A 6,073-nucleotide genomic window follows, 5' to 3' on the forward strand; every position below is an offset into this window, starting at 1 on the left:
ACAGTTTGGGAAACTGTTTTAGCCTGAGCCCAGAGATTAAAGAGCGAAGGGGCTCAAAACTTAGTCATGGAACTTCGAAGAAGGTCGCTGACGTCCGTACTCACCTAAGGAAAGTTTTCAATATAACTTTTTCTTTCTTACATGGTTTTATCCTTATCGCGCACCACTAGTAAGTCTACTTTGGCGTGGCGAAGGATGTATTCTGAGGAGGATCCGACCATTAAGCGTTCGAAGGCATTGAGTCCGGTAGCCCCGACCATTATGAGGTCAACCCCTTCTTTACTTGGGATATCATTGGCCAAGAGGACTTTTGGATTTCCCATTTCTACAACAGTCGCAACATTTTGAACCCCGACTTTTTCAGCACGTTCCTTGTAGCCCTTGAGCAATTCGTTGGCTTCTTCTTGCAATTCTTCGTAGACCTCAGCATCAAAGGTTGAGACACTTTGAAGGGCACGGGTATCAATGACATGGACAATAGTCAATTTAGAGCCGTTGCGAAGAGAAACGTTAACCCCTTTTTCAAAGGCTAATTCTGCTTCATGGGAACCGTCGACAGCGACCATAATGTTTTCGTATTTTTGAGACATAACCTACCTCCTTATAGCTTGAAAACATGGATAGAACAGAAGTTCTTCTATTCTTTATACACTTATATTTTATTCCTTTTAAGCTAGAATGTAAAGGTAAAGTCTCACTTTTCTAGTATATTTTTGCAGAATTTTTAAAGTCCTCAATTTGTACTCTATTTGAACTAGTGGTATAATAGAGATAATTTCGTGAATCGAGGCAGAATATGAAGGAATATAATAAATCAAGCAAACTCGAACATGTCGCTTACGATATTCGTGGTCCAGTCTTGGAAGAAGCCATGCGCATGCGAGCAAATGGAGAAAAAATTCTTCGTTTGAATACAGGGAATCCTGCTGAATTTGGCTTTACAGCTCCAGATGAAGTGATCCATGATTTGATCATGAATGCGCGTGATAGTGAAGGCTATTCGGATTCAAAAGGGATCTTTTCAGCCCGCAAGGCCATCATGCAGTACTGCCAGTTGAAAAAAATTCCAAATGTGGATATTGATGATATTTACCTTGGAAATGGAGTGAGTGAGCTGATCGTCATGTCCATGCAAGGACTGCTCGACAATGGCGATGAAGTCTTGGTTCCTATGCCGGACTATCCTCTTTGGACAGCAGCTGTCAGCCTAGCTGGTGGGAATGCGGTTCACTATCTTTGTGATGAAGAAGCAAACTGGTATCCAGATATCGAGGATATCAAGTCGAAAATTACCTCAAATACCAAAGCCATCGTTGTCATCAACCCGAATAACCCAACGGGTGCCCTCTATCCAGATGAGATCTTGCTTGAGATTGTAGAGATTGCTCGCCAAAATAACTTGATCATCTTTGCGGATGAAATCTACGATCGCTTGGTCATGGATGGGGAAAAGCACACGGCTATTGCTAGTCTCGCGCCTGATCTTTTCTGTGTCAGCATGAACGGTTTGTCAAAATCTCACCGGATTGCCGGTTTCCGTGTTGGTTGGATGGTTCTGTCTGGTCCGAAGCATCATGTGAAGGGCTATATCGAAGGCTTGAACATGTTGTCCAATATGCGCCTTTGTTCAAACGTTTTATCTCAACATGTTGTGCAAACCTCTCTTGGAGGCTATCAATCTGTGGATGAACTCTTGCTTCCAGGTGGGCGAATCTACGAACAACGGAACTTTATTTATAAAGCCATCAATGAGATTCCAGGCCTCTCGGCTGTTAAGCCAAAGGCTGGATTGTATATCTTCCCTAAGATTGATCGGGATATGTACCGCGTGGATGACGATGAACAATTTGTTTTAGAATTCTTGAAGCAAGAAAAGATTCTTTTGGTTCATGGCCGTGGTTTTAACTGGAAGGACCCAGATCACTTCCGGATCGTTTACCTCCCACGTGTGGATGAATTGGCTCAAATTCAAGAAAAAATGACTCGTTTTTTGAAACAATACAGACGCTAATTAGATAAAGGAGGCTGGGACAAAAGTCCTAGCCTCTCAATTGTTTTTGGATTGTCGAGCAAGACGCAGTGGTTGAGTGGGCTCTACTACGCTGATTTCATCAGCTTTTACAGCCCTACTCAACTGTGCGGAGGTGGGACGACGAAATCGAATTCTAACGAATTACCGATTTCTGTCCCACTCTCTTTTTTTGATTCATTCTATAGAATCCATGTCATCGAAACGACATTTTTCTGAATTGCGCACAATTGTAGAAAAAATAAATAATTTTCAGATAATTTGATTGAAATTCCCACACTTATATGATATACTTGAGCTGACTATATGCGAGGTTTATTATGGCAAACTTATTAGAAAAGACACGTAAAATTACATCCATTTTGAAACGGACTGATGAACAGTTACAGGTAGAGATGCCTTACAATGATATTGCCCAGCAATTGGCGGATATTATTCACTGTAATGCCTGTATCATTAATAGCAAGGGAACTCTTCTTGGTTATTTCATGCGATACAAGACCAACAATGACCGAGTAGAAGCTTTCTTCCAAAATAAAAAACTACCAGAAGATTATGCCAAGGCGGCTAGTTTGGTCTACGATACAGAAGCTAATTTAGATGTGGACCATGATTTGAGTATCTTTCCGGTTGAAACCAAGTCTGAATTTCCTGATGGCTTGACGACCATTGCGCCTATTCATGTTTCTGGGATTCGGTTGGGTTCCTTAATCATTTGGCGCAATGATAAACAGTTTGCGGATGATGATTTGATCTTGGTTGAGATTGCTAGTACCGTGGTAGGGATTCAAATGTTGAACTACCAACGCGAGGAGGACGAGAAGAATATTCGTCGTCGCACAGCGGTGAATATGGCTGTCAATACCTTGTCTTACTCCGAATTGCGTGCCGTATCTGCTATCCTTAGTGAATTGAAAGGCAATGAAGGTCAGTTGACTGCTTCTATCATCGCAGATCGTATTGGCATTACCCGCTCTGTGATTGTCAATGCACTTCGGAAATTGGAATCTGCTGGTATTATTGAAAGTCGTTCTCTTGGGATGAAGGGAACCTATCTAAAAGTGTTGATACCAGATATTTTTGAAGAAATTAAGAAAAGAGACTACTAATGGCTAAAGCATTAATTTCGATTGACTACACCGTTGATTTTGTAGCGGATGAAGGTAAGCTAACGGCAGGGGCTCCCGCCCAAGCCATTTCTGAGAGCATTGCTCAGGTGACCCAATTGGCCTTTGACCAAGGAGCCTATGTCTTTTTTGCCATTGATGCGCATGATGTGGACGATCCCTTTCATCCAGAAAGCAAGCTCTTCCCACCTCATAATATCATTGGGACCAGTGGACGAGATTTGTACGGTCCCTTAGCAGATTTTTATCGGGAGCACCAAGCGGATCCACGTGTCTTTTGGATGGACAAGCGTCATTATTCTGCCTTTTCAGGGACGGATCTAGATATCCGACTTCGGGAACGCCATGTAGATACCGTTATTTTGACTGGGGTCTTGACCGATATCTGTGTTCTCCATACAGCGGTTGATGCCTACAATCTGGGTTATCAGATCGAGGTTGTGGAACCTGCAGTGGCATCGATCACTCCTGAAAATCACCAGTTTGCTTTGAATCACTTCAAGCATGTCTTAGGGGCAAGTTTGGTAGACGATACACTAGCTGTATTAGACCAAAAATAAGAAACCGATGTAAAAGAGGTCATAGACACTTGTCTAGGCCTCTTTTTTGGGGTTAGAAATTGTTTTCCTCTCTTGAAAATGGTATTCTAATGAAAGAAAAAAGGGGAAGTTATGAGTAAAAAAGCTGTTGTGTTTTCAGCCAATCTATCTTATATGGAAAAGTTGGAAACCGCTATGAAGTCACTGTGTGCCCATCAGGACCAGTTGAAAATTTATGTTTTAAATGAAGATCTACCAACTGAGTGGTTTACTATCATGAATCAGCGCTTGCGCCAGTTGGATTCAGAAGTGATCAATTGTCGGATGTCACCCGAGCAATTCCAGTCCTTTTCGCTTCCAAGTGACCATATTCACTATGCAACCTATTTCCGTTACGCTATTCCAGAGATGGTGGAAGAAGAGCGAATCCTCTATCTGGATTGTGATATGATCTTTACACAGGATTTATCGCCTTTATTTGAGGTCGATCTAAAAGGTTATGGACTGGGTGCAGTGGTAGATAAGCCGACGACGACAGATGGTTTTAATGCTGGACTTTTGGTAATTGATAAGGCTTGGTGGCAAGAGCACCAAGTGACAGAGGCTCTTTTTGACCTCACTCGCGAGCACCATCAGCATGTCTACGGAGATCAAGGAATTTTGAACCTGTATTTCAAAGATGCTTGGTATCCATTACCTTGGACCTATAATCTACAAGTAGGGTCTGATAAGGATCAATATCTCTATGGTGATTTGGACTGGTATGATGCCTTCCAAGGGATCCCAGCAGTCGTTCACTACACCTCTCATAATAAACCATGGACCTCTAAACGTTTCAATCGTTTTCGTGAATTATGGTGGTTTTATTATGCCCTCTCTTGGGAGGAAATTTTACTTCGAAAACCGATTTTGAAGCAAACCTATCAAGATCTAGTGGGAGATTTTCCTTATCATGCGGCTATTTATACCCATACAGCAGATATCCACGAGTTGGAGACGTTGTTAAAAGAGTTGCCGGACGTAGCGATTCATGTCCTTGCCCATAGTCATTTTGGTTTTAACTTGGTGCAATTGGAACGCTACCCTAACCTCTTTCTTTATCCCTCTTTTGATCCCTTGACCAGTCGAAAAGTCCTAGAAAAATTGGATGTTTATCTGGATATCAATCCCTATGATGAGGTCGATCAGATAACGCAAACGATCAGTCAACAAGGTCTCCCTATTTTTTCTTTTGAAGGAACCAATCATGTGGAGAATGGTGAGAATCAGGTGTTTAGGGATGATCAGGTGCAGGAGATGGTGACAGCGATTCGCGATTATTTAAAGAGAAATGAGAAGAAGCATGGAAACAAATGAAGTAGTGAGTATCATCATTCCCATCTATAATGTAGAAGCTTATTTGAGACAATGTTTGGAAACGGTTATCCATCAGACCTATCCTCACTTGGAAATTATCCTGGTCAATGATGGTTCGCCAGACCAGTCAGAAGAGATCTGTAAGGAATTTTTTAGGAAAGATGCACGCATCCGCTACGTCCGCCAAGAAAATGGGGGCTTATCTGCTGCCCGTAATACAGGGATTGAGTTGGCGACTGGTGATTACATTACCTTTATTGATCCAGATGACTGGGTGACGGAGGACTATGTAGAAGTGCTCTATCGCCAACTGAAGAAGTATGATGCGGATGTCTCGGTAGCCAACTATAACCTCTATGATGACAGTAGTAGCAAATACTTGATCAAGGTAACGGACGATGATTATTCAGAGATCCTTTATGAGGGGCGAGCAATTATGGACCACGATGCCATTCAGGAGACCAGAGATATGGCCTGGGCGTGTGCTATGATGAAGCTCTATAAGCGTAACTTATTTGAAGGGCTTCGTTTTCCGGTCGGAAAAAATGTCGAGGATAACTTCCTGATGTACAAGCTCTTCTTAAAAGCCAATCGGGTGGTCCATACGGAGAAATGTATTTATTGGTATCGCGTGGGTCGTTCAGATACTCTGTCCCAGGTTTGGACAGAAAAGCGGGTACTCGATGAGATGGAAGCCAAGCAAGAAAAATTGGCTCTTCTTGGGATGTTGGGCTATGATCTGACCTGGCACCGCTATATCTACAAAACGCGCTTGAAACGAGCTCTTGAAAAACTAGAAGAAGCAGGCTTACAAGAGTCAGAAACCTATGAGCGTGTGGTGATCAACCTCAGTTTCGTTGAAACCATGGACTAAGAACTTAATGATGAGAAAGGATCAGCATGTTCATTATTGCATCAGAGCAGACCAGAGAGCTGGATCGTTTGCGAAAATTATTGGACAAACTTGGCCAGCCCTACCGTGTGTTTGTGACCAATTTGGAAACAGATTTGGATCAACAGAC

6 protein-coding genes are annotated in these 6,073 nt (G+C 42.5%); 5 read left to right on the forward strand and 1 reads right to left on the reverse strand.

What is annotated here, in order from left to right; translation table 11 throughout:
* Positions 1-137 precede the first annotated feature (137 nt).
* Entirely contained in the window at positions 138-590 is a 453-nt protein-coding gene (locus tag HMPREF2704_RS03265) for a universal stress protein (protein WP_024055228.1), read from the reverse strand.
* Between the two features lie 206 nt (positions 591-796).
* Between HMPREF2704_RS03265 and HMPREF2704_RS03270 the strand changes: the two genes are divergently transcribed.
* From HMPREF2704_RS03270 to HMPREF2704_RS03290, 5 genes are all read left to right on the forward strand, one after another.
* Entirely contained in the window at positions 797-2,011 is a 1,215-nt protein-coding gene (locus HMPREF2704_RS03270; RefSeq protein WP_049522717.1) for a pyridoxal phosphate-dependent aminotransferase, read from the forward strand.
* A 338-nt stretch (positions 2,012-2,349) separates the two neighbouring features.
* Positions 2,350-3,138, forward strand: a complete 789-nt coding sequence (codY, locus tag HMPREF2704_RS03275) for a GTP-sensing pleiotropic transcriptional regulator CodY (RefSeq protein ID WP_045759799.1) — start codon at positions 2,350-2,352, stop codon at positions 3,136-3,138.
* Positions 3,138-3,716, forward strand: a complete 579-nt coding sequence (locus HMPREF2704_RS03280; protein WP_024054996.1) for a cysteine hydrolase family protein — start codon at positions 3,138-3,140, stop codon at positions 3,714-3,716. The genes codY and HMPREF2704_RS03280 overlap by 1 nt, the downstream gene beginning before the upstream one ends.
* A gap of 111 nt (positions 3,717-3,827) precedes the next feature.
* Positions 3,828-5,051, forward strand: a complete 1,224-nt coding sequence (locus HMPREF2704_RS03285; RefSeq protein ID WP_024054995.1) for a glycosyltransferase — start codon at positions 3,828-3,830, stop codon at positions 5,049-5,051.
* Positions 5,038-5,925, forward strand: coding sequence for a glycosyltransferase family 2 protein (locus tag HMPREF2704_RS03290; protein ID WP_024054994.1), 888 nt, complete (start codon positions 5,038-5,040; stop codon positions 5,923-5,925). Before HMPREF2704_RS03285 ends, HMPREF2704_RS03290 begins: the two co-directional genes overlap by 14 nt.
* Positions 5,926-6,073 lie beyond the last annotated feature (148 nt).

This window comes from Streptococcus sp. HMSC076C09 (assembly GCF_001837905.1).
Classification (GTDB): Bacteria; Bacillota; Bacilli; order Lactobacillales; family Streptococcaceae; genus Streptococcus; species Streptococcus parasanguinis_I.

What these genes read in the sequence shown, in the direction of transcription:
- HMPREF2704_RS03265 (WP_024055228.1), bottom strand. Translation starts at nt 590, where the DNA reads ATGTCTCAAAAATACGAAAACATTATGGTCGCTGTCGACGGTTCCCAT.
- HMPREF2704_RS03270 (WP_049522717.1), top strand. Translation starts at nt 797, where the DNA reads ATGAAGGAATATAATAAATCAAGCAAACTCGAACATGTCGCTTACGAT.
- codY (WP_045759799.1), top strand. Translation starts at nt 2,350, where the DNA reads ATGGCAAACTTATTAGAAAAGACACGTAAAATTACATCCATTTTGAAA.
- HMPREF2704_RS03280 (WP_024054996.1), top strand. Translation starts at nt 3,138, where the DNA reads ATGGCTAAAGCATTAATTTCGATTGACTACACCGTTGATTTTGTAGCG.
- HMPREF2704_RS03285 (WP_024054995.1), top strand. Translation starts at nt 3,828, where the DNA reads ATGAGTAAAAAAGCTGTTGTGTTTTCAGCCAATCTATCTTATATGGAA.
- HMPREF2704_RS03290 (WP_024054994.1), top strand. Translation starts at nt 5,038, where the DNA reads ATGGAAACAAATGAAGTAGTGAGTATCATCATTCCCATCTATAATGTA.